General features: G+C 70.3%; 17 protein-coding genes. 10 read left to right on the forward strand and 7 right to left on the reverse strand.

The features are described from left to right. Nucleotides 1-239: 239 nt before the first annotated feature. Nucleotides 240-995 carry a deoxyribonuclease IV gene (locus tag IEY93_RS24185; RefSeq protein ID WP_189165397.1) on the forward strand — a complete coding sequence of 252 codons (756 nt, stop codon included), beginning with the start codon at nucleotides 240-242 and terminating at the stop codon, nucleotides 993-995. A gap of 90 nt (nucleotides 996-1,085) precedes the next feature. On the opposite strand, the gene IEY93_RS24190 is transcribed toward IEY93_RS24185, so the two are convergent. The 4 genes from IEY93_RS24190 to IEY93_RS24205 all read right to left on the reverse strand — a co-directional run bounded on the left by IEY93_RS24190 (nucleotide 1,086) and on the right by IEY93_RS24205 (nucleotide 7,047). Then, nucleotides 1,086-2,219, reverse strand: a complete 1,134-nt coding sequence (locus IEY93_RS24190) for a mannosyltransferase family protein (protein ID WP_229691419.1) — start codon at nucleotides 2,217-2,219, stop codon at nucleotides 1,086-1,088. Between the two features lie 59 nt (nucleotides 2,220-2,278). Further along, nucleotides 2,279-3,628, reverse strand: a complete 1,350-nt coding sequence (locus IEY93_RS24195) for a glycosyltransferase family 87 protein (protein ID WP_189165398.1) — start codon at nucleotides 3,626-3,628, stop codon at nucleotides 2,279-2,281. A 13-nt stretch (nucleotides 3,629-3,641) separates the two neighbouring features. Continuing rightward, nucleotides 3,642-6,518 carry a transglycosylase domain-containing protein gene (locus tag IEY93_RS24200; protein WP_189165399.1) on the reverse strand — a complete coding sequence of 959 codons (2,877 nt, stop codon included), beginning with the start codon at nucleotides 6,516-6,518 and terminating at the stop codon, nucleotides 3,642-3,644. A gap of 97 nt (nucleotides 6,519-6,615) precedes the next feature. Beyond that, nucleotides 6,616-7,047: a DUF5318 family protein gene (locus IEY93_RS24205; RefSeq protein ID WP_189165400.1), complete on the reverse strand. Its 432-nt coding sequence runs from the start codon at nucleotides 7,045-7,047 to the stop codon at nucleotides 6,616-6,618. 147 nt (nucleotides 7,048-7,194) lie between these two features. Between IEY93_RS24205 and IEY93_RS24210 the strand changes: the two genes are divergently transcribed. Beyond that, nucleotides 7,195-7,851 carry a PadR family transcriptional regulator gene (locus IEY93_RS24210; protein WP_189165401.1) on the forward strand — a complete coding sequence of 219 codons (657 nt, stop codon included), beginning with the start codon at nucleotides 7,195-7,197 and terminating at the stop codon, nucleotides 7,849-7,851. A 13-nt stretch (nucleotides 7,852-7,864) separates the two neighbouring features. Then, on the forward strand, nucleotides 7,865-8,944 hold the full coding sequence (locus IEY93_RS24215) for an inositol-3-phosphate synthase (protein ID WP_189165402.1): 1,080 nt from the start codon (nucleotides 7,865-7,867) through the stop codon (nucleotides 8,942-8,944). A 206-nt stretch (nucleotides 8,945-9,150) separates the two neighbouring features. Here IEY93_RS24215 and idi read toward each other — a convergent pair whose 3' ends face one another. Beyond that, nucleotides 9,151-9,744: an isopentenyl-diphosphate Delta-isomerase gene (gene idi, locus IEY93_RS24220; protein WP_189165403.1), complete on the reverse strand. Its 594-nt coding sequence runs from the start codon at nucleotides 9,742-9,744 to the stop codon at nucleotides 9,151-9,153. A gap of 265 nt (nucleotides 9,745-10,009) precedes the next feature. Between idi and IEY93_RS24225 the strand changes: the two genes are divergently transcribed. Next, nucleotides 10,010-11,308 carry an MFS transporter gene (locus IEY93_RS24225; RefSeq protein ID WP_189165404.1) on the forward strand — a complete coding sequence of 433 codons (1,299 nt, stop codon included), beginning with the start codon at nucleotides 10,010-10,012 and terminating at the stop codon, nucleotides 11,306-11,308. Nucleotides 11,309-11,555: 247 nt separating this feature from the next. Here IEY93_RS24225 and IEY93_RS24230 read toward each other — a convergent pair whose 3' ends face one another. Together IEY93_RS24230 and IEY93_RS24235 are read right to left on the reverse strand one after the other, a co-directional pair. Next, entirely contained in the window at nucleotides 11,556-12,827 is a 1,272-nt protein-coding gene (locus IEY93_RS24230; protein WP_189165405.1) for an adenosylmethionine--8-amino-7-oxononanoate transaminase, read from the reverse strand. A 210-nt stretch (nucleotides 12,828-13,037) separates the two neighbouring features. After that, on the reverse strand, nucleotides 13,038-14,480 hold the full coding sequence (locus IEY93_RS24235) for a CCA tRNA nucleotidyltransferase (protein ID WP_189165406.1): 1,443 nt from the start codon (nucleotides 14,478-14,480) through the stop codon (nucleotides 13,038-13,040). A 143-nt stretch (nucleotides 14,481-14,623) separates the two neighbouring features. Here IEY93_RS24235 and IEY93_RS24240 point away from each other — a divergent pair, with 143 nt between their 5' ends. From IEY93_RS24240 to IEY93_RS24265, 6 genes are all read left to right on the forward strand, one after another. Beyond that, the gene (locus tag IEY93_RS24240; RefSeq protein ID WP_189165407.1) at nucleotides 14,624-15,133 is read left to right on the forward strand and encodes an aminoacyl-tRNA deacylase; all 510 of its coding nucleotides are present in this window, start codon (nucleotides 14,624-14,626) and stop codon (nucleotides 15,131-15,133) included. A 114-nt stretch (nucleotides 15,134-15,247) separates the two neighbouring features. Continuing rightward, complete coding sequence (locus tag IEY93_RS24245) at nucleotides 15,248-17,461, forward strand: DUF6049 family protein (RefSeq protein ID WP_189165408.1); 2,214 nt, start codon at nucleotides 15,248-15,250, stop codon at nucleotides 17,459-17,461. After that, nucleotides 17,458-19,071, forward strand: coding sequence for a murein biosynthesis integral membrane protein MurJ (gene murJ / locus IEY93_RS24250; protein WP_189165409.1), 1,614 nt, complete (start codon nucleotides 17,458-17,460; stop codon nucleotides 19,069-19,071). The genes IEY93_RS24245 and murJ overlap by 4 nt, the downstream gene beginning before the upstream one ends. Before the next feature lie 287 nt (nucleotides 19,072-19,358). Next, the gene (locus tag IEY93_RS24255; protein WP_189165410.1) at nucleotides 19,359-20,864 is read left to right on the forward strand and encodes a protein kinase family protein; all 1,506 of its coding nucleotides are present in this window, start codon (nucleotides 19,359-19,361) and stop codon (nucleotides 20,862-20,864) included. Between the two features lie 13 nt (nucleotides 20,865-20,877). Then, nucleotides 20,878-21,522 (forward strand): RNA polymerase sigma factor SigM, encoded by a 645-nt coding sequence (gene sigM, locus IEY93_RS24260; protein ID WP_189165411.1) that lies wholly within the window; start codon nucleotides 20,878-20,880, stop codon nucleotides 21,520-21,522. After that, nucleotides 21,512-22,600 (forward strand): zf-HC2 domain-containing protein, encoded by a 1,089-nt coding sequence (locus tag IEY93_RS24265; protein ID WP_189165412.1) that lies wholly within the window; start codon nucleotides 21,512-21,514, stop codon nucleotides 22,598-22,600. The genes sigM and IEY93_RS24265 overlap by 11 nt, the downstream gene beginning before the upstream one ends. Nucleotides 22,601-22,653: the final 53 nt, after the last annotated feature.

Below are 22,653 nucleotides of genomic sequence, written 5' to 3' on the forward strand. Positions count from 1 at the left end.
CACAGGAAGACCGCCAGCAGGGCCTGGGCGATCTTTCTGAGCAGGCTGGGGTTGATGTAGTCGTGCACCCAGGCCACGTAGATGCCGATGAGAATGTAGATCAGGCCTAAGAGGCTGATCCCGCGGCGGTAGTAGGCCACAGTCGTCTCCTATATGTCACGGTACGCGGGTCTCAGGGCGTACCGGCCTGGCGCGCACACTGCCCCTGGTGCCGGCCTTGAAACGGCTAGGCTCGTCCCATGGTGCGTATCGGAGCTCACGTCGACCGCGACGACCCGCTGGCCCACGCGCGGGCGCGCGACGCGCAGGTCGCGCAGTTCTTCCTCGGCGACCCGCAGGGGTGGAAGGCCCCGGTGTCACCTGAGGGCGCCGAGGCGTTCGCCACCTCCGGCATCGAGGTCTACGTCCACGCCCCGTACGTGATCAACGTGGCGACGGCGAACAACCGCATCCGCATCCCGAGCCGCAAGCTGCTCGCGAGCCACCTCGCGGCCGCGGCGGCGATCGGCGCCAAGGGCCTGATCGTGCACGGCGGGCACGTCGGCAAGGACGACGATCCTCAGGCCGGGTTCGACAACTGGCGCAAGGTGTTCGAGCGCCTGGAGTGCCCGGTGCCGGTGCTCATCGAGAACACCGCGGGCGGTGGCAACGCGATGGCCCGCCGCCTGGAGCGCATCGCCCGCCTGTGGGAGGCGCTGGACGGCTTCGACGTGGGCTTCTGCCTGGACACCTGCCACGCGCACGCCGGCGGGGAAGACCTCGTGGACGTGGTCGACCGGGTCAAGGCCATCACCGGCCGCATCGACCTGGTCCACTGCAACGACTCACGCGACGCGTTCGACTCCGGGGCCGACCGGCACGCCAACCTGGGCAAGGGCCAGATCGACCCCGAGCTGATCCTCGGTGTGTGCCGGGCGGCGGGCGCCCCGATCGTCGTGGAGACGCCAGGGGACGGACAGGCCGCCGACATCGCCTTCCTGCGGGCCAACCTCTGAGTCACGGCACCCCAGAGTCGTGCACAGTGTCCACAACCTGTGGATAACTCCCCTGGATTACGGAACGGGAAAAAGGGGTAAAGAGTCGGCTCAGCCCGCCCAGGCGCCCCGCATGAAGCCGTAGACGTTCATCACCATGAGCGGCCCGACGACCACCGCGTACAGCAGCAGCAGCCAGGGGCGGCGCGCCGAGGCTCGTCCGAGCAGCACCCAGACCGGCCACCACAGCAGGGCCGAGCGCGGGATCGACAGGTAGTACGCCGAGAACAGCAGCGCACCCACTTGCAGCCCGACGTACACGAACTCGCTCCACCTGCGGGCCAGCAGCAGCCAGACCAGCACGGCTACGCCGAGCAGCGCCCCGGCGACCTCCATGCGGAACGCCCACACGAACTGCCCGTCGCCGGAGGCCATCTGCAAGGTCGTCTGGAACGACTCCCACGGCCAGACCATCCGCCGTCCCCAGCCGGCCTCCTGCGCGTGCTGCCAGGCCAGCCAGTCGCCGGTGCGCTGGTGCTGGTAGGCCGAGTAGGCGACGAGGGGGAGGAACGGAACCGCCAGCCACCACGCCTCGCGCAGCCGCCGGCGCTGCGTCACGAACTCCACGATCAGCGCGAGCGCGAGGAACAGTCCGGTGATGCGCATGCAGGACGCGCCCGCGGCCAGCAGCGCGGCCGCCGACCAGTCCTGGCGCCGGGCGTACAGCCAGGCCGGGATCGCGAACGCCAAAAACAGCGGCTCGCTGTACCCGGCGAACAGGAACACCGCCATCGGGAACAGGATGAGCGCGAGCGCCGCCCGCCATCCCGCGCCGGGCGGCCCCTCGAAATCGGCGAGCCGGGCGAGGGCGAGCACCGCCACCGCACCGGCGGCGAACGAGATCAGCAGCCCGGCGAGCGACCAGTCGGGCACGATCAGGTGCACCAGCCGCAGCGCGATGGGCATCCCCGGGAAGAAGGCCGGCAACCCGGGGTCGGGCTTTTCGGCCGGGTCACCGTCGTAGCCGAACTTCGCGATCTCCACCAGGAGCCCGGCGTCCCAGTGGAGCCATCGTTCCAGGAACGGTGTCTTGGCCTCGTCTCCGCCCAGTATCGCCACACCGGCCGTCATGGCGATGACGATCCCGATGCGCGAGCCGAGCCAGACCAGCAGCGTGTTCGTGTCCCATGCGCGCTGCGGCGCCGCGGGGGCGGGAGAAGCGATCTCCTGGGGGGAGGTCTGCACATACAGGAGAATAGATGGTCAACCTGGACCCTAGATCAGTGATCGGTGAAATCGGGCGATCAGGAGGATCCGGGAGCGGGCTCGCGGACCGCGGTCGACGGGCGGAGTCGCAGGACGAAGTGGTCCTCGGCGCCGTCGAAGACGCCGCCGATCGGGTCGTCCACCCCGTTCTGCCGGATCACGTCGTGCCCGGGACGGAGGATGTCGCGGACCACGAACACCGCCAGGATGACGATGGTGATCGCCCTGGCCCACACGGCGCTGAAATAGGCGCCGTCGCCCCAGCCCAGGGCCTCGTTGCCCGGCTGCTGGGTCACCAGGTAGAGCCAGATCGCGAAGAAGTACCAGCACTCGGCCACCTGCCAGAGCACGAGCGGCTTCCACTTCGGCCGGGCGAGCACCGCGAACGGCACCAGCCACAGCACGTACTGCGGCGACCACACCTTGTTGGTGACCATGAAGGCGGCCAGCACCAGGAAACAGAGCTGCATGAGCCGCGGCCGGGTCGGCGCGGCGAGCGCCAGCACGGCGATGGCCAGGCAGAGCACGCCGAACGACGCGATGCCCAGCATGTCGAGCCGCTCGGCGTCACCGAGGAAGGGCCATCCCCGTCGCTGGAAGAAGAACCACAGCGACCCCCAGTCGGCGCCGCGCTCGCTGCTGAAGACGTAGAACCTCTTCCACCCGTCGAAGGCCAGCAGCATGAACGGCAGGTTGACCGCCACCCAGGTGATCACGGTGCCGGCGACCGCCCACAGGAAGGCCTGTAGCTTGCGGGATCGCAGCGCGAGCAGGAACAACGGCCCGAAGAACACCACCGGGTAGAACTTCGTGGCCACGGCCAGGCCGAGCAGCACACCCGCCGTGAAGTGCGCGCGCCGCGACCAGGCCAGGAAGGCGCCGAGGCTCAGCGCACCGCACAGCAGGTCCCAGTTGATGTACGCGGTGAGGATGAGCGCGGGCGCGAGCGCGTACCAGGCGGCGTCCCACGGCCGGCCCTGCAGCCCCGCCAGCGCGACCATGATCACCACACCGGCGACCAGCGAGGCCGCCATGACGAACACGGTCAGGTCGTAGAACCGGACGCCCGGATCCGCGGTGCCCGACACCAGATGCTGGATGACCCACATCAGCGACCCGATGCCGACGGGATACTCCACCGGGTGCCCGAAGTACGGCGTGACCCCCTGGTCCAGCTTCTCGTTCCACCACAGCGGATAGATGTCGGTGTAACAGAAGTTGAGGAACTGCTGGGTCCCGTCGTTCCACGCCCCGCCGTAGCGGCAGGGTGCCTTCCACAGGTACGCGAGGACCGCACCGAGAGCGGCGAGCAGCCCCAGAGGCAGGAACGGCAGCGCGGCGCGCGCGGCCGTCGCGGCGGCGCCCGGCGAGGACGTGGAACGGGTCATGACATCCGTCCGATCAGCGGGAGGGCGCGGGCGTCGATCGGCGCCCGCCCGGCGCGCTCGGCGTGGGTGTCGGTGTGGCGGGGTCGGCGGGCGCGTTGCCCTGGTTGAACGGGTCGCCCCCGCCACCACCGCCGTTGTTGTTGTTGTTACACGAGTCGTCCCAGGGGAGACAACCCCCGCCATTGTTATTCGGATCGCCGTTGTTGTCAGGATTTCCGGAGTTGTCGTCCGGGAACCCGTTGCCGTCGGGGAGGCCGTTGCCGTCCGGGAACCCGGGGTCGGTCTCGGTGGGCGTCGGGGTGGGCGTCGGCGACGGCACGATGTTCTCCGGCTCGCCGCCGCGCGGCGGCTCGGGGAACTGCTCGACCGGCTTGCCGTTCATCGCCGCGGCCATGAATGCCTTCCACACCTGGCTCGGGTACGTCGCGCCCTGGATGTTGCCGAGCGAGATCTCCTTGCCGATGTATCCGTTCGGGCAGATCTCCCGTCCGGTGAGGATCTTCCCCTTCTTGTTGACGCACTGCTCGCGGTACATGCCGACCGCCGTGGACAGCTGCGGGGCGAAGCCGACGAACCAGGCTTCCTTGTTCTGGTTGTTGGTGCCGGTCTTGCCGGCCACCGGGCGGTCGGGCAGCGCCGCGCCGCGGCCGGTGCCCTCCTTGACCACCGCACGCAGCGCCTCGACCGCGTCCGCGGACTCCGACGGCGAGATCACCTGGGTGAAGCTCTTGTCCTCGGGGATGACGACGTTCTTGTTGGCGTCCTCGACCCGCAGCACGACGTGGGTCTTGTAGTGCTTGCCCTGGTTGGCGAAGATCGAGTAGCCACCGGCCTGCTCGAGGGGCGTGACCAGGGCGGTGCCGATCGACATCAGGTACTTGTGCTCCGCCTCGTCCCGGTCGAGCTCGTCGCGGGGGATGCCGGCGCCGGCGGCGACCTCCTTCACCTTGTCCAGCCCGACCTGGTAGGCCATCGAGGCGTAGGCGGTGTTGATCGAGTGCGCGGTCGCCGAGGTGACCGTGATGGCCGCCGGCATGCTGTGCTCGTTGGTGACCTTGGTCGTGCCCTCCAGCACCTTGGGCACCGTCTCGTTGCCGGGGACGAAGCTGTTGAGGCTGTACCCCGCGTGCAGCCACGCGGCGAGCACGTACGGCTTGAACGCCGACGCGGCCTGCTTGCGCGCGGCGAACGCGTCGTTGAACTGGTCGGGGTGTTTGCCGAGGTAGTTCTTGCCGCCGTAGAAGGCGATGACCCGGCCGTTGCGCGGATCCACCGCGGCCAGCGAGGTGTGGATCTCCGGCGAGAGCGGCCGGGTGTTGTTGTGCACGGCGTCGGCGGCGGCCTGCATCAGCTTCTTGTCGAAGGTGGTGTAGACGCGGTAGCCGCCCGACTTCAGCACGGAGGCCGGCAGCCGGTCCTTGAGCTCGGCCAACGCGGCGTCGAGCATGTAGCCGCGGAAGCCGCTGAGGTTGTTCCGGACCTTCTGTGCACGGATCTTGGGGAACTTCGCGGTGTTCGGCAGGTCGGCGTACTTGTCCGGCCAGGTCTTCGCCATCTGCCTGATGACGTAGTTGAAGCGCTCCTGGGTGCCCGCGAAGTTCTTGTTCGCCTCTTGTTGGTCGAAGTTGCCCGGCTGCTGGATGCGTCCCGCGAGGTAGGCGGCCTGAGCGGCGGTGAGGTCCTTAGTCTTCTTGCCGAAGAAGGACCGGGCCGCGGCCTCGATGCCGTAGGTGTTGCGGCCGAACGGCACGATGTTCAGGTAGTAGAGCAGGACCTTGTCCTTCTCCCACTCCTTGTCGAGCTTCACCGCGATGAAGATCTCCTTGACCTTCCGGGTGATCGACCGCTCGTTGTTGAGGTTGTCGAAGAAGCCGCGGGCCATCTGCTGGGTGATGGTCGAGGCGCCCTGCACCTGCTGACCGCTCGCGGTGCTCCACAGCGAACGGACCATGCCGGACAGCGAGATGCCGGAGTCCTCGCGGAAGGTGTCGTTCTCCGCGCCGATCACCGCGTCCTGGACCACCGCAGGAACGTCGTCCTTGAGGCTGTCGAGGGTGTAGCGCTCGGTGCCGAGCCGGGCCATCACGTCGCCGTTGGCGTAGTAGATCGTGCTGCCCTGGGCGGTGGCGGTCTCCTTGGCGCTCCGCTCGTCCGGCAGCGGGGTGTTGGCGTAGGCGACGGCGATCATGCCGAAGACACCGGCCGCGATGACCACGAAGGCGGCCATGACGATCTTCCAGTTCGGCAGGAACCGCGTCCAGCCGCGGCGGGGCGGCTCGCCGTCGGACGACCTGCGCGCCCGGCGCCCGCCGGGGGGACCGTCACCCGGCCCCCGGCCATCGGGGCCGGGCCTTCCCGGGCCTGCCGGCTCTCCCGGCCCCGCCGGACCGCCGGGTCTTCCCGGACCGCCCGGCGCCCTGCGCGAACGACGCGGGCCGGGGTCGCGCGACTCGCGGCTCACGACCGTCTCGGCGCCCGGCGGCTCGCGCCGCGGACCGGGGGCCGCCGGCCTGGCACCGGCCACCTGCCCCATCGACTGGGTGTCCTCGAAGGCCGCCTCCGAACGGCGGGTCCGCGGGTCCACCGGCCCGCGGCGCGGGTCGCCGGCGCGGGCACGCGGGTCAGCGGGGGCCGGGCGCGGGCCGGGGGCGGAGCCGGGACGGGCCGGCGGCGGGAGCTGAGCGGTGTTCCATTCGGCGTCGGGGGGCCCGGCGGCGCGCCGCCCGGAGCCCTGGTCGTACGCCGGTGCCGAATGCGATGCCGGGTGGCCACCGGCGGGCGCGTCCCCTTGGGGAGAGCGACGGCGCCGCCCGGGTCGGGCGGGACCACCGGCGTCTCCGGCCGGGTCAGGGCGGCCGGTCGGCTCGGAGCCATAGCTGCTGTAACTCACGCGTCCTCGTTGGGTCATCTGGCGATCTGGAGGGTCATCGACGTCTGTCTTGGGCAGGCGGAGAGTGCCTCCCTGAGGAACTCGGGGCCGCCCTCGGCTAGGTCTCGGCGGGATGCCCGCCCGAGTCGGAATCGGCCCGCCGCGTGTCGTCCGGGTCGTCCGGTGACCCGCCATTGCCCAGGACGAAGGAAACCGTCAGGTGATTCCATGAACAACCTTGGCAGACCTCGACAACGTAGACCCGGAATTCCTCGTATTCGTGGGCCATCTGAACAAGGTCTGACGTGGCCTTTACGCGCCCTGCGCTGCGACCGAGCGCGTCGCCGTACACATATGTGACATGGGTCACGTTCCGGTGCGCACAGATGGGGCAGACGCGGTTCGTCGGCTCACCGTGGTACCGGGCGGCACGCAAGAGGTAAGGATGAGCATCGCACACATCGCGCCTGGCCATGCGCCCGGAGCGGAGCGACTGGAGGGTCGCCCGCTTCGCGAGGCCGTAGTTCACGACCCCTCGCTGTGACCACATGGGCGCCAGACTACGACTTTTTCCGCTATTCCGCCCAACCGCTTGACGGATTTCTTCATTGCGCAGTATGCCACCGCGACGTATCCTCTGGATGTATCGGCTCGATACATCAGCGGGACACATCGCGGCGAGAGGAGGCGGTTCCAGATGGCGGTCGGCAAGGGCGCGGTCTTGGAGCTGGCCGTGCTCGGCTCGCTCCACGAGACGCCCCTACATGGCTATGAGCTGCGCAAACGGCTCAACGCACTGCTGGGCATGTTCCGCGCGTTCTCCTATGGCTCCCTCTACCCATGCCTGCGGCAGCTTCTCGCCAACGGGCTCATCGCCGAGGAGACGCCCGAGGAGAACGCCGCCGGCACCGGGACGCAGTCGGCGCTGGACGGCGCCCTGCCGCTCACCGGCCGACGGTCGAAGATCGTGTACAAGCTGACCGCCGAAGGCAAGGAGCGGCTCCACGAGCTGCTGACCCAAGCGGGTCCCTCCTCTTGGGAGGACGAGAGCTTCGGCGTTCATTTCGCGTTCTTCCGCCACACCGAGGCGGAGGTACGGCTGCGCATCCTCGAGGGCCGCAGAAGCCGCCTCGAGGAACGGCTCGAAGGGGTGCGCACCGCTCTCGCCCGCACGCGGGAACGGCTGGACAGCTACACACTGGAGCTGCAGCGCCACGGTCTGGAGTCGGTCGAGCGCGAGGTGCGCTGGCTGAACGAGCTGATCGACACCGAACGAGCGCAAGCCGTCCGGGCAAAAACGGACAGGGCACAGGCGCAGGACGCCGAGCCCGTTCCTGATGATACGAACGAGTGAAGGAGCGAGTGCCATGGGTTCCGTGCGCGTAGCCATCGTCGGTGTCGGCAACTGCGCCGCAGCGCTGGTCCAGGGCGTGCATTACTACAAGGACGCCGACCCGGACACACGGGTGCCGGGCCTGATGCACGTCCAGTTCGGCGACTACCACGTCGGTGATGTGCAGTTCGTGGCGGCCTTCGACGTCGATGCCAAGAAGGTCGGCCGTGACCTGTCCGAGGCGATCGTGGCCTCGGAGAACAACACCATCAAGATCTGCGACGTGCCGCCGACCGGCGTGACCGTGCAGCGCGGCCCCACCTATGACGGTCTCGGCGAGTACTACCGGGAGATGATCGAGGAGTCCGACGAGCCGGCCGCCGACGTCGTCGCGGCGCTCAAGGCCGCCAAGGCGGACGTCCTGGTCTCCTACCTCCCGGTGGGGTCGGAGGAGGCCGACCGCTTCTACGCCCAGTGCGCCATCGACGCGGGCGTGGCCTTCGTCAACGCGTTGCCGGTCTTCATCGCCTCCGACCCGGTCTGGGCGCAGAAGTTCACCGACGCCGGCCTGCCGATCGTCGGCGACGACATCAAGTCCCAGGTCGGCGCTACCATCACCCACCGCGTCATGGCCAAGCTCTTCGAGGACCGCGGGGTTGAGCTGCTGCGCACCTACCAGCTCAACTTCGGCGGCAACATGGACTTCATGAACATGCTGGAGCGCAAGCGCCTGCAGTCCAAGAAGATCTCCAAGACCCAGGCGGTCACCTCGCAGATCCCGCACGAGATGGCCAAGGCGGACGTGCACATCGGCCCGTCCGACCACGTGCCGTGGCTCGACGACCGCAAGTGGGCCTACGTTCGCCTGGAGGGCCGGTCCTTCGGCGACACTCCGCTGAACCTCGAGTACAAGCTGGAGGTCTGGGACTCGCCGAACTCCGCGGGCGTCATCATCGACGCCGTGCGCGCCGCCAAGATCGCCATGGACCGCGGCATCGGCGGTCCCATCCTGTCCGCCTCCTCCTACTTCATGAAGTCGCCACCGGAGCAGTACTCCGACGACGACGCGCGCGAGGCGGTCGAGAAGTTCATCCGCGGCGAGGTCGAGCGCTGACCCCGGCCTGAGTGCCGCGCCCGGCGGCCCTCGAGTTGAACGCAGGCGCCCGTGGTTCCACGTGAAACCACGGGCGCTTTCTTCATGCCGCGGACCTACCGGGGCCTCGCACGCCGGGCTTCAGCGGCCAGGATGGCAGGTACGCGGAGGCGTGGAGGCATCCGCGTTCAGCGGCGCCGGGACCGGACGGTCGATGGTGGCGCGGCTCAGGCGCCGGGCACCTGGGCGGCCGGCGGCAGCTCGGCCGGGTCGGCACCGGGCCAGGTGTAGGGGTCGGCACCGAGGGCCGTCAGCAGCGGCACCTGCTCGCCGCACCACGGAGAGATCGCCAGCAGGCCGCTCAGGACGTCCTCGGTGAACTCCTTCCACGGCATCCAGCGGGCGGCGCCGACCTCTTCGGGGTTCGGCGAGGGGTCACCGGAGACGACGGCCCGGTACACGGGACACATCTCGTGCTCGACGATGCCGTCCTGCATCACGGCACGGTAGGCGAAACCGGGAAGCATCAGGTCGATGCGCTCGGCCGTCAGCCCGAGCTCGTAGGAGAGCCTGCGCGCGACGGCCTCGGGCAGCGGCTCCCCCGGGAGTGGGTGCCCACAGCAGCTGTTGGTCCACACCCCCGGCCACGTGCGCTTGTGGGAGGCGCGCCGCGTGAGCAGGACCCGTCCCTCGCCGTCGAACACATAGCAGGAGAACGCCAGGTGCAGCGGGGTGTCGGCCCCGTGCACAGCCGTCTTGGCCGCGGTGCCGACCGCCTCGCCTCGTGCGTTCACCAGCACGACATGTTCGTCTTGGGTCACCTGACCGAGGGTACGTGATCATGTCGACTTCGGGGAGTATGCCGTTCCGTCCGCGCGCCTCCCCCGGCCGCAGAACCGTCATCCCCGGACGAGAAATCCTCATCCCCGGTGGAGCCCTCATCTACTCCACGGGCCCCGCCGCGGAGCGGCACCAGATGCCTTGGCCGGCAGGGGAAGTACGCGATGAGGTGTTCATCGGCCGTTGGGGAGAATTCAGGGATGTTCCCGATGTGACGTGCGTCGCTCGGACAGTAGGCTGACCCGCGTGTCCATCGTCTCCGACCTCCGCGCCGTCCTCCGAGGCCGGGACTTTCGACGGTTGTTCGCGACTCGCCTGGTCTCGCAGTTCTCCGACGGGGTGTTCCAGTTCGCCGTGGCGGGCTACGCGTTCTTCACTCCGGAGAAGCAGGCCAGCGCCGCCGAGGCGGCCGTCGCGTTCGCCGTGTTGCTGTTGCCCTACTCCTTCCTCGGGCCGTTCGCCGGCGTGTTCATCGACCGCTGGTCGCGGCGGCAGATCCTGGTCATCGCCCCGGTCGTGCGCGGTACGTTGCTGGTCGCCACGGCCCTGCTGGTGGCGCTGAACGCCCCCGACTGGTGCTTCTACGCCGCGGCCCTGGCGGTGCTCGGCGTCAACCGCTTCTTCCTCTCCGCGCTGAGCGCGTCGCTGCCGCACGTGGTGGAGGGCGAGCGACTGCTGGTGGCCAATGCCGTCACTCCCACGTCGGGCACGGTCGCCACGTTCATCGGCGCGGGGGCGGGCTTCCTGCTGCGCCTGGCCTTCGGTCCCGAGCACAGCGGCACGGCCGGGCTGCTGGTCATCTCGGGCGTGGTGTTCGGGTTGAGCGCCCTCATCGCGTCCACGATGCGCAGAGACCTGCTCGGCCCCTCCTACGACCCGAACCTGCCGCAGGCCCGCCAGGCGGTGCGCCATGTGTTCACCGGGCTGATCGACGGCGCCCGCCACATCGCGCACATGCGAGCTCCCACCGCCGCGCTGGGCAGCATGGCCGCCCACCGCTTCCTGTACGGCCTCACGATCGTCATGACCGTGATGCTCTACCGCTACTACTTCACCCATGACGTCGAGGCCGGGCTGAGCGAGGTCACCTGGTGGCTGGTGACCACCGGCGTCGGCTTCTTCGTGGCCGTGCTCATCACGCCGTGGGCCACGAAGCGGTTCCGTATCGAGACGTGGATCCCGATCATGCTGGCCACCGGGGGCGTGCTCGAACTGGTCCTGTGCCTGCCGTTCCGGCAGCCCGGCTTCCTGGTGACGGGCTTCATCCTCGGGGTCACGGGGCAGAGCGTGAAGATCTGCGCCGACACGATCGTGCAGCGGGACGTCGAGGACGCCTATCTCGGCCGGGTCTTCTCCATCTACGACATGCTCTTCAACGGGATGCTCGTGCTGGCCGCCGCCATCGCCGCCGCGCTCCTCCCGGCGGACGGCAAGTCCTACACGGTGCTGCTGATCGCCTCCTTGGGTTACGTCGTCAGCGCCATCGCCTACCGCCTCGTCGCCGGTGTCACCCCCCGCCCCACTCCCCAGGAAGCCACCCGCTGACCTGCCCGGCCGGCGTCCCCCTGACCCGTCCGGCGAGCGTCCCCTCCGCACCGCTCACAGATACCGGCCCCGACCTCGGCACGTGACCTGGCCGGGCGAGCCCCGGTGCCCCCTACGCCCTTGGTCACGGGGTCAACGGGGTCAAGTCCCTCATCATCACCGACGAACACGGCACAGAGGCGGGACGGGCCGGATCGTTGCCACGGCAACCCCGCGTGCGGGTCACGGGATCATGGGGTCGACGTGGTCAGGGGGAGAGGGTCGCGGCCGCGGCGTTCATCGCTTCGGTGATCACCGCGAGGTCGTCGGGGCCGGTCGCGTAGGGCGGCATGGTGTAGAGCAGACGGCCGAACGGGCGCAGCCAGGCACCGTGCGCCATCACAACCTCCTGAACGCGCGCGACGTCCAGCGGCTCGACGGTCTCGATCACCCCGATCGCCCCGAGGACGCGGACCTCGCGCACGCCGGGCGCTCCGGCGGCCGCCGCCAGCCCTTCGGCGAGGGCCGCCTCGATGCGTTTGACCTCTTCGCGCCAGGGACGCTCCTCCAGCAGGGTCAGTGAGGCGTCGGCGACCGCCGCCGCCAGCGGATTTCCCATGAAGGTCGGCCCGTGCATCAGCACGCCGATGCACTCTGCGACCTCAGCGGTGCACAAGGTGGCCGCCATCGTGAGGTATCCGCCAGTGAGCGCCTTGCCCACGCACATGATGTCGGGCCGCACGCCCGCATGGTCACAGCCGAACAGCTCGCCACTGCGCCCGAAACCGGTCGCGATCTCGTCGGCGATGAGCAGCAGGCCGTGCTCGTCGGCCAGCTCGCGCAGCCGGCGAAGATAGGCGGGATGGTAGAAGCGCATGCCGCCGGCCCCCTGCACGACCGGCTCGACGATGATCGCGGCCAGCTCGCCGGCGTACCGCGCCACCATCTCGTCGAGATGCCGGAGGTACGCCTCGTCGGGCGCCGGCTCCCCAGGGACGCCGGGACGCAGGCCGTAGTCGGCGGGGGGCCGGTCGGCGAAGACGTGGGCGGGCAGCACTCCGGTGAACAGGTGATGCATGCCGTTCACCGGGTCGCAGACGCTCATCGCACCGAAGGTGTCACCGTGGTAACCGCCCTTGACGGTGAGCAGACGGCTCCTGCCGGTGCACTGGATGGCCATCTTGATGGCGACCTCGACGGCCACCGAGCCGGAGTCGGCGAGGAACACCTTGGGCAGCCCGGTCATCAGCGCCAGGCGGCGCGCCAGCCGCGCGGCCGGCTCGTGCGTGAGACCGCCGAACATCACATGGGCCATGCGGCCGAGCTGGTCATGGACCGCGGCGTCGAGGCGGGGATGAGCGTACCCGTGGATCGCCGCCCACCAGGAGGACATGCCGTCCACCAGCTCACGGCCGTCGGCGAGCGTCAGCCGCACCCCCTCGGCCCGGACCACGGGGTGGGCGGCGACCGCCGGCGAGGCGGCGGCGTAGGGATGCCACAGGTGGCTCCGGTCAAGGTCACGCAAGATCTCGGCGTCCATGCGGCCACCCTAGAGCCGCGGTGTCGTCCGGACCGGAGCGGCGGGCGACCTGTGGACGACCGAGCACGGCGATAACGACGCCAGGCAGGAAAGTGCGCAAATCTCCGCACGTCCTGTGGACAAGAGCGACCTCGGCGAACCGAAGCGCCAGCGACCGGCGAGCACGGCGAGCACGGTGAACCGACCGCGCGCCCGAAACGGAGCGCGCGGTCAGGCGCCGGGGGTGACGCCGTGGTCGCGGGCCCAGCTCAGCAGGGCTTCACGGGCGGCGTCCTTGCCGACGATGCCCTGGTCGAGGCGCATGTCCAGCAGGAACTTGTACGCCTTGCCCACCACCGGACCCGGGCCGACCCCGAGGATCTGCTGGATCTCGTTGCCGTCCAGCTCGGGCCGCATCTTCGCCAGCTCCTCCTCCTCGGCGAGGCGGGCGATGCGCTCCTCCAGCTGGTCATAGGTGCGCGACAGGGCCAGGGCCTTGCGCTTGTTCCGGGTGGTGCAGTCGGCGCGGGTCAGCTTGTGCAGCCGTTCGAGCAGGTGACCGGCGTCCCGGACGTAGCGGCGCACCGCGGAGTCGGTCCACTCGCCGGTGCCGTAGCCATGGAAGCGCAGGTGCAGCTCCACCAGCCGGGAGACGTCGGCGACGACGTCCTTGGGGAAGCGCAGCTCGCCGAGACGCTTCTTGGCGAGCTGGGCGCCCACCAGTTCGTGGTGGTGGAACGAGACCCGCCCGGCGTCCTCGTAGCGGCGCGTCTTGGGCTTGCCGACGTCGTGCAGCAGCGCCGCCCAGCGCAACACCCGGTCGGGGCCCGCGGCCTCCAGGGCGATGGCCTGCTCGAGCACGATGAGGGTGTGCTCGTAGACGTCCTTGTGGCGGTGGTGCTCGTCGATCTCCAGCCGCAACTTGGGAAGCTCGGGCAGCACGTGCGCGGCCAGACCGGTGTCGACGAGCAGGCCGAGCCCGGCACGCGGGTCGGCCCCGCAGATGAGCTTGTCCAGCTCGTCGCGGATGCGCTCGGCGGACACGATCTCTATGCGGTCGGCCATCGCCGTCATGGCGGCGACCACCGCGGGGTCCACGGTGAAGCCGAGCTGGGAGGCGAAGCGCGCCGCTCTCAGCATGCGCAGCGGGTCGTCGTCGAAGGACTGCTGCGGCGTGCCCGGCGTACGCAGCGTCTTGGCCGCGAGGTCGGCCAGGCCGCCGTAGGGGTCGACGAACTCGTGACCGGGCAGCCGCACCGCCATGGCGTTCACCGCGAAGTCGCGGCGTTCGAGGTCGGCCTCCAGGGTCTCCCCGTAGACGACCTCGGGCTTGCGCGAGGCGGGATCGTAGGACTCACTGCGGTAGGTCGTGATCTCCAGGACCCAGTTGCCCTTGCGCACGCCCACCGTGCCGAAGTCGATGCCGACGGTCCAGACGGAGTCGGCCCAGTCTTTGACGATCTCCAGCACCCATTCCGGGCGCGCGTCGGTGGTCAGGTCGAGATCGTTGCCGATGCGTCCGAGGAAGACATCGCGGACGGAGCCGCCGACCACGGCGAGCTCGTGCTTGTGCGCGGCGAACAGCTCGCCGAGCTCATCGACGATCGGGGCGATGCGCCGGAAGAGATCGGTCACTGCCCTCTGCTGACTGACGCTCAGATTTGAGACGGACAAGCTGGGTAGGTCCTTCGGTTACGGAAGCTAATCTCCGAGCTGCCCTGGTGTAACCCACCCGGGAATACACCCCGAGCGATCACCAGGTTACGGTCGGTGGCAGATCTGTCGGGGGCACCCGGACAAGACAAGGAGCACGAGAGATGAAAGACGCCCTCGCGATCCACCGCTGGCTCCTGTCCCACCAGATCCACCATGAGATCGTACGGCTTCCCCGGGCCTTGACATGCGCCGACGACCTCCCGGCCATTCTCCACGCCGAGCCGGCGGCCTGCATCCGAGTAACGGTCTTCGAGGTCACGGCCCGGGTTTCGCGTGATCCGGTGGCCGTGATCACCACGGTCGCCTCGCCCCCGCGCCCGAGCGTCGTCGGCGCTTTCCTCGGGGCACGTGAGATCCGTCTCGCTCCCGCGTTCCTGGTGAACTCCGCGACCGACTACGCCGCCACGTGCGTGTCGCCGCTGCTGCTGCCCGAGGACCTCGCCGTGCTGGTCGACGAGCGCCTCGGCGATCCGGCCGACCCGGACGAACCGGTGTACACGCCGACCGGTGAACGCCGCACCGCCCTGCGGCTGAGGATCATCGACCTGCTGTCGCTCATGGGCGGGAAGTACGTGGACCTGCGCTCACCGCGGCACCGGCCGGCGGCCTGATCGGGCCGCGCGGGTTGCCGCCGATGCGGGCTCCGCCCCGGCGCGGAACGCCGCCCGCTCTGCTTTAGGCCATACCATTCTGGGCGTGCGCCGAACTCCACCCCTGGCCGGCACGTGACTCGCGGAGCCGCCCTGTTCTTCGCGTTGACCGCCGCGTTGCTGATGACGCCGGCGGCCACCGCCGCTGCCGCGGGCGCGGCACGGCCGGTGGCGGCGCGTGCCGGAAGCATGGCCGGCGCGGCCGGCGCGGCGCAGCCCGCGGCGGCACCTGCTCAGGCGGCCTCCGAGCGGTCCGTGCGAGCGGCCGGCAGGCAGGACGCCCACGTCGTCGTCAACGCGATCACCCCGCAGGTCCCCCGCGCGTCCACCACCCAGATCAAGATCGCGGGGGTGGTCTCCAACACCGGCGCCGCGCCGCTCACCGGGCTCACCATCCGTCTGCGCTTCTCCCGGCAGCCGTTCGCCACCCGCGCCGAGATGCAGGCGTTCGCCGGAGGCGGCCAGCTCCTCGACTCCTCCCGCCTGACCATCCCGGTGAGCCAGCTCGTCGCCTCCGGCCAGGTGCCCTGGGAGTTCGTGTTCACCCCCGGGCAGCTGGGCATGTACCGCTACGGCGTCTATCCGGTGACCATCGAGCTGGTGGACGTGGCGAGCCGTCAGCTCACCGCCCAGCGCACGTTCCTGCCCTACGCTCCTGAGGGCCAGCAGGTCACCCGTACGAAGATCGCCTGGGCGCTGCCCATCGCGGACCAGCCGCATCGCGGCGACGATGCGACCTTCGTGGACGACGGCCTGCACGACGCCGTGTCCGACAACGGGCGCCTGGGCAAGATCCTCAAGATCGCCGAGGCGCCGGCCCCGGGAGTGAGCTGGTTCCTCGACCCGGCGGTGCTCGACGACGCACAGGTCATGGCCAAGGGCTACACCCTCAAGACGGGCCGCGACTCCGAACGCAAGACCGGTGACCAGACGGCCGACCAGTGGCTGCAGCGGCTGCGCACGGCCCTGAAGGACGTCCCCGTCTCGGCCATGCCGTACGCCGATCCGGACGTCACGGCGGTCACCCACCACGGGCTCGACGCGTTCACCGGCATCGCGATCAAGCAGGGCTCGGCCGTCGCCACCAAGCTGCTCGGCAAGGAGGTCACCACCTCCGTCAACTGGCCCGCGGCCGGGGTGGTCGACCGCGACGCCCTGGACGTCCTGGCGGTCGCCGGTGTCGGCACCGTCCTGCTGGACGCCTCGGCGCTGCCGCCGAGCCCGCTCCTGCCCTACACGCCGGACGCCGTGGCCACGGTCGACACCGTGCAGCGGCCGGTCCGCGTGCTGCTGGCCGACTCGGTGCTGAGCCAGCTCGCCGCCACCACGGGCGCCTCTGGAGCGGGCGTGACGACGCTCGCCACCCAGCGGTTCCTCGCCGAGACCGCGATGATCAGCGTGGAGCGCCCGTCCGAGCCGCGCACGGTCGTGGCGGCGCCGCCGCGCCGGTGGAACCCCGATCCCGCGTTCGTCAGCGCGCTGCTGAAGACGGCGGCCTCGGCCCCGTGGCTCAAGCCGGTCTCGCTGAGCTCCATCAAGCCGTCGGCCAAGACATCGGTGCCGCGCGCCGACCTGGTGTACACCGACAAGGACCGCCAGGCCGAGCTGGGCAAGGCCTACATCGCCTCCGTGCGCAAGCTCAGCAGGCGGGCCGAGGTGACCGCGACCGTCACCAGCGATCACCGGCGGGTCTTCGACACCGCACTGCTGCGCGTCACCTCCAGCGCCTGGCGTGGCCGCACCGGCGGCGCGGGCCCGCTGCTCAAGCAGATCGACGCCGCCGTCACCGGGCGCACCGACGCGATCTCCATCACCAGCGGCGAGGACCGCGCGCTCGCCGGCCAGAACGGCATCGTGCCGATCAGCATCCGCAACGACCTGCCCGACCAGGAGGTCACGGTCGGGGTGCGCATCACCTCGGGCAACCGCAAGCTGCTCACGATCGGCTCCTACGAGTCGCCGGTGACGATCAGCCCCGGCAAGACCAGGCCGATCGACATCCCCATGGTCGCCAAGGCCGGCGGCCAGGTGACGGTCAAGGTCCAGCTCACGACCGCGGACGGACTGCGGTACGGGGCGCCGGTCGAGTTCTCGGTGCGCACCACCGGCTACACCGCCATCGCCCTGGTGATCGTGGGCGCCGCGCTCGCCGTCCTGCTGGCCGCGGTGCTGCTGCGCATCGTGCGGCGCCGATCACGCAAGATCGCGAAGGCGCGGGCCGCCGCCGGCCGCCGCGGGCAGCCGCCCGCCGTCCCCGAACCGGCACAGCAGCGAGAGGGTCCCTCATGAGCCGCATGCTGCGCGCGAGCGCGATCATGGCGGCGGGCACCATGGTGTCCCGCCTGACCGGCTTCGTCCGTACGGCGGTGCTCGCCTCGGCCATCGGTGTCGCGGCCCTCGGCAACGCCTACAACATCGCGTACATAATCCCGCTCATCCTGTTCGACCTGCTCATCGGCGGCCTGCTGAGCAGCGTGGTCGTCCCGATGATCGTCAGAGCCCAGCGGGAGGACGCCGACGGCGGCCGGGCGTACGAGCAGCGGCTGATGACCCTGGCCACGCTGGTGCTGCTCGCCATCGCGATCCTGGGCGTGCTGTGCGCCCCGCTGCTGATCGAACTGCTGACCACCGACCTGTCACCACGCGAGGCCGAGGTCGCCACGACACTGGCGCGTTTCATCCTGCCGCAGATCGCGTTCTTCGGCATCGGGGCGATCGCCGGCGCCATCCTCAACACCCGTGACCGCTTCGCCGCCCCCATGTGGGCCCCGGTGCTGAACAACATCGTCGTCATCGGGGTCGGCGTGCTCTACCACCTGGTCAGCGCCGCGGGCGGGAACGTCGACGCGGCCACCGACGCCGACCTGGCGCTTCTCGGGCTCGGCACCACCGCGGGCATCGTCGCCCAGTCGATCGTGCTGATGATCTCGGTGCACCGCGCCGGGTTCCGGTTCGTCCCGCGTCTCGACCTGCGCAACGCGCGGCTGGGCGAGATGGGGAAGGCGGGCATGTGGACGCTCGCCTTCGTCGGGCTCAACCAGCTCTCCTACATCGTCACCACCAACCTCGCCACCGGCGCCACCGCAAAGGCGGGGAAGGTGGACGTCGCCGGCCTCGCCTCCTACAGCTATGCCTTCCAGCTCTTCCAGCTCCCCTACGGCATCATCGCCGTCTCGGTGATCACCGCGATGCTGCCCCGCATGAGCCGCTACGCGCACGAGGGCGAGTACGCCGCCATTCGCGAGGAGTTCGCCTCGGGGGTACGCCTGGTGTCGTCGGTGATCGTCCCGTGCGGGCTGCTGCTCATGGTCCTCGGCCCGGCGGCGACCGTGCTGATCTTCGCGCACGGCAGCATCTCCGTGCAGCAGGCCGTGAGCATCGGCAACGTCCTGCAGGTGTTCGGGCTGGCGCTGGTGCCGTTCTCGATCTACCAACTGCTGCTGCGGGTGTTCTATGCCTTCGGCGACACCCGCACTCCCGCGCTCATCGCCGGTGGCAACTTCCTGGTGTACGCCGTGACGAGCTACGTGCTGTACCTCACCCTGCCGCCGCGGCTGATCGTCATGGGGCTCACCGCGGCCTACGCCTTGGCGTACGCGGTGGGCGGGACGGTCGCCTGGCGGCTGGCGAGCCGCAGGGTGGGCGGCGGGCTGGGCGGCCGTCTCGTGGCCGCCGGCCTGTCGCGGATGTACGTCGCCGCCATCCCCGCGGCGATCGTGGCCCTGGCCGCGCTGTGGGCGACCACCGAGTGGGCCGGGGTCACCCCGCTCACCTCGGCGGTCATCCTCGTCGCGGGCGGCGGCCTTGGCGGCGCGCTGTACCTGGTCGCCTCGCACCGCCTGCGCATCACCGAGGTCAGCTCGATCATCGCGCTCGTGGCCGGCCGGGCCGGACGGTGACCGATCCGGCGAGATCCCACCCTTCGGAGTGTCCGCCGCATCGCTGGTGAACGCCCCGGCGGTGGCCGCTGGCCAGGGAGGCGGGCGAATGCGCGGCCGACTCGTAGGCATAGCCAGCCCGAAGTCCGGTTCGCCCGTGTTCAAAGGGCAACACGGACGTGACCCGCGCCGGACTACGATGGTGCCCGGCGCACGCTGACGATCGCGCGCCGACGGCCGACGATGATCAGGAGGGGCGTGGGGGCATTCGCACGGACATCGCCCGCGATCAGGGAGAGGATCACCTCATGAGCGCCCCTGCCGTGGAGCCCGGTGGCCGCCTGGCCGATCGGTTCCGTCTGGAAGACCGCGTCAGCGAGTCGGGTGGCGCCACATTGTGGAAGGCCATCGACGAGGTGCTGGCGCGCCCCGTCTGCGTCCTCACACTCGATCCCGACTTCGAGCGGGTCTCCGAGGTGGTCACCGCGGCTCGCCGGGCGAGCCGCCTGACCGATCCGCGGCTGACCCAGGTCTTCGACGCCGCCGAGGAGAACGGCCAGGCGTACGTCGTGAGCGAGTGGGTCACCGGCGAGTCGCTCACCGACATGGTGTCCTCGGGCTCCATGGCGCCCGAGCGCGCCGCCGCGCTGGTCGCCGAGGCCGCCGAGGCGGTCGCGCACGCGCACGAGGCGGGCCTGGCCCACCTGTGCCTGACGCCCGACCGTCTCATCTGGACCGCCGGCAGCACCGTCAAGCTGCTCGGGCTGGCCGTCGACGCCACCCTGAGCGACATCGACAGCGAGACCGCCGCACGTGACGACGCCCAAGGCCTCGGCCGCCTGCTGTACACCGCGCTGACCGGTCACTGGCCGGGCGACGGTGACGTCGGCCTGCCGCCCGCGCCGCTGGACGACGGCAGGGTCTGCACCCCACGCCAGGTCACGGCGGGCGTCCCCGGGTTCCTCGACGCCATCACCTGCCGGGCGCTGTTCCAGGAGCCGCGGCGAGGGCTGCCCGCGCTCGCGACGCCGGCCGAGGTCGCCGAGGCGCTCGCCGAAGTGCCCCGGCCTGCACCCGTCCCGGTCTCGATGACGCCGCCGGCGGTCACCCTGCGCGCGGAGGCCCCCTCCGAGACCCAGCCGCAGCGGCACATGTCGCCACCCCACCGGCATCCGCCGACGGGACCGGCGCCGCAGCGTCCCGGCGGTGGCGGCACGGCCGGCCGCCTCCTGATCACCATCGTGGTCCTGCTGGTCATCGTGGGGGTCGGCATCGGCGCCTGGACGCTCGGGCAGAGCCTGGGCAAGCAGGAGTCGCCGCCGGTGGCGTCCGCCTCGCCCTCGCAGTCACGCCCGCCGAAGCTCGTCACGGTGCGGCCGGCGAGCGCCGTCGGGTTCGACCCGCTGGGCAGCGACCATTCCGAGCACCCCGAGATCGCCAATCTGGCCATCGACGGGAAGCCGTCCACCGAGTGGCACACCGACAAGTACAACAGCGCTGATCTGGGCGGGCTGAAAAAGGGCGTCGGCCTCCTGGTCGAGCTGAGCAGGCCGATGCCGATCGCCGACGTGGTCGTCTCACTGGGTGGTACGGGCAGTTCCACCGTCGAGTTGCGAATCGGCGATTCCGCGGACCTTTCCGCACTGAAAACCGCCGCCAAGCTGGACGATGTCTCCGGTACGGTGACCTTGACCCCCGAGAAGGCGGCAACCGGTCGGTACGTTTTGATCTGGTTTACGCGCCTTCCGGCCTTTGAGGGGAAGTTTCGTGGCACCATCTATGACGTAGTGGTGCACTCTCCCGGATCGGCCTAACAGGACACGCGTTGTGAATCCTCCTCCCGACAGTCCGCCGGCGGCTCAGCCCGCCGCACGGTCCGCGTTGTCCGACGCCGACCTGCTGATGAGCCATATAGGCGGCGATCCGCACGCCTTCAGTGAGATCGTCCGGCGCCACCGCGATCGCATGTGGGCGGTCGCGCTGCGCACGCTGGGTGACCCCGACGAGGCGGCCGACGCCGTACAGGACGCCTTCGTCTCCGCCTACCGCAAGGCCGAGAGCTTCCGCGGCGAGGCGGCGGTGACGACCTGGCTGCACCGCATCGTGGTGAACGCCTGCCTCGACCGCATGCGCCGCAAGTCCGTCCGTCCGGTGGCCGACGACGAGCTCGTCGAGGCCGCCGAGCGGGACACCCCCGTACCTGACCAGACAGGAGATCGTGACGTCTCCATGGACGTCACGGCCGCCCTCAAGCTGCTCCCGGGCGACCAGCGCGCCGCATTGGTGCTGGTCGACATGATGGGCTACTCGGTCGAGGACGCCGCCCAGGTGCTGGGCGTGCCGACCGGCACCGTCAAGAGCCGCTGCGCGAGGGGCCGTGCGAAACTTGCCCCGATTCTTTCCCATCTGCGGAACCGTTCGGATCGAACCCGCGTCTCATCCGCGAAGGGAGCACAACTTCGTGACGGGTGATACGCACTACGACTTGGAGATCCTGGCCGAACTGGCCGAGGGTCTCCTCGACGACGCCACGGCGGCGCGCGTCCGCGAGCATCTCGCGGTATGCGATCCCTGCGGGGAGAGCCTCGCCGACCTGGCGTCCGTCCGCGAGATGCTCGCGGGAGTGCCGGTGCCCGCGATGCCGATGGGCGTCGCGCTCCGCATCGACAAGGCACTTGCCGCCGAGGCCGAGGCCGGACGCTCCGGCGGCGGGCTGCGGCTCGACGAGGCGCCCGACTGGGATCGCATCATGGCGGACTCCCCATGGGAGACCGCGGCGGCCTCTCCATGGGAGACCGCCCCGGCCCTGCCCTCGACGGACGACCGGCCACCTCTCCAGGTGGTGCCCGCGCCGGCCCCGGTTCCGGTGGCGGCCGTGGCCTCCCCGGTGTCCGCCGGGCCCATCGCGCCGGCCGAGCCACCGGCTCCGCAGTCCGAGGAGGTCGTCCACCTCGGCGTGGTGGCCGGCGACGGCACGATCGTCCCCGCGAGGCGCCGCAAGGCGTCCCGCCGGCGGTCGTGGGCGATGGCGAGCGTGGCGGCCGCGGCCGTCGTCGGCGTCGCCGGGCTCTCGGCGAACCTGCTGATGGCCTCGGGTCCCACCGGCACCGCGGGTGACAGCGGCATCGCCCTGTCCCCCGTGGAGACTCCGGCCCCGAGCAAGCAGCCGCTGACCACGACCGGCCGCGGCTCGGCCCAGGTCCAGCGGCACAGCTACATGATCGGCAAGAGCGGCTTCAACTACTCGAACCAGGTGCTGAACGGCCCGCTGGCGACCTACGTCGGCGCCATCGCCCCTGGTTCCACCGGGGACGCCTCCAGCGACCCGGCGGTGGTGAAGTGCGTCACCCGTCTTTCCGAGCGGGTGGCCGACAAGCTGGGTTCGGCCAGGAACCCCAACCCGATCGGCGTGGACCAGGCCCTCTACCAGGGCAGCGAGGCGACGGTCGTGGCATTCTGGAAGGACCGGCTGCGCAACGCCGTCTGGGTGTACGTGGTCGACGACAACTGCCGCAACGTGCGGCCGCCGTCGGTCAGCCGCTGGCAGTAGGCCGCACCGGGCAGGGCGAGACGTCCTTCCCGATCATCGTGCAGAAGTCCCCC

This window comes from Sphaerisporangium melleum (assembly GCF_014646695.1).
In the GTDB taxonomy this organism is placed as follows: domain Bacteria; phylum Actinomycetota; class Actinomycetes; order Streptosporangiales; family Streptosporangiaceae; genus Sphaerisporangium; species Sphaerisporangium melleum.